This window comes from Vibrio sp. Vb1574 (assembly GCF_033338675.1).
Window position 1 is genome coordinate 1 of record NZ_JAWOTC010000304.1, and the last position, 1,217, is coordinate 1,217.

General features: G+C 45.9%; 1 protein-coding gene. It reads left to right on the plus strand.

The features are described from left to right. Positions 1-96 precede the first annotated feature (96 nt). A complete protein-coding gene (holA, locus tag R7O12_RS25735; RefSeq protein WP_015296350.1) occupies positions 97-1,116 on the plus strand; it encodes a DNA polymerase III subunit delta in 1,020 nt (339 codons plus the stop codon). Positions 1,117-1,217: the final 101 nt, after the last annotated feature.

Here is a 1,217-nt window from a genome sequence, read left to right on the forward strand (position 1 = left end):
AGCGAAACAGATGATGCGTCAGCTTGGCCGAATCCGTGCCGAGTACGAAGCGGGGCAAATTGCCGCGCCAACTGAGAAAACAAACTCTTAATCAACATGCGAATTTATGCTGACAAGCTAGCTGACCATCTAGCCAAACACTTAAAGCAGGTTTATCTGATCTTCGGAAACGAACCGCTACTGATCCAAGAAAGCCGCCAAGCGATTCAAAAAACCGCTCTACAACATGGTTTTGAAGAAAGACACCGTTTTGCTGTCGATGCAAGTTTAGATTGGAACCAAGTGTATGACTGCTTTCAAGCTCTGAGCTTATTTTCTAGTCGACAACTCATTGAGCTTGAGATCCCAGAAAGCGGTGTCACCACAGCCATCAGCAAAGAGCTACAGACTCTGTGTGACATGCTACATGATGACATCATGCTAGTGATCATCGGAACGAAGCTGACTAAAGCGCAAGAAAATGCCAAATGGTTTAAAGCACTGAATGCCAAAGGCGACTGGGTCAGCTGCTTAACGCCGGATCTTCAGCGTTTGCCTATGTTTGTGCAAACACGCTGCCGCGCATTGGGTTTAAAGCCCGATCAGCAATCCTTACAGATGTTGGCACAGTGGCATGAAGGCAACTTATTTGCACTTTCTCAGAGTCTAGAGAAACTGGCTTTGCTCTATCCTGATGGCGAACTGACTGTTGTACGCTTAGAGGAAGCCTTAAGTCGACACAACCACTTTACGACGTTTAACTGGATTGATGCGTTACTTGCAGGTAAAGCTAATCGTGCTCAACGCATCCTGCGTCAATTAGAAGCCGAAGGCATTGAAACGGTCATTCTCATCCGAAGTGTGCAGAAAGAGTTCAACCAACTATTAAGCATGCATCAAGATCTGACTCAAATGTCGATTAGCCAAGTCTTTGAGAAGTATCGCGTTTGGCAAAATAAACGTCCGCTTTATAACGCCGCGTTAATGCGCTTATCAGCAAGCCGTATTTGCGCCCTAATCTCCTTGCTTGCGCAAGCTGAGATTAAAGCCAAAACCCAGTATGACGAGTCCGTCTGGCCAACTATTCATCAATTGAGCTTAGAAACCTGCTCTCCTGATATTAAGCTGGCAATTTAAAAATCAAAGCGTGATATAGTGCGCGACCTATTTTGCCCAACGACACGCAAAATAGATGGGATGTAAAAGAGATAGCCCGAGGAAAGCCGAGTGCTTCGCGA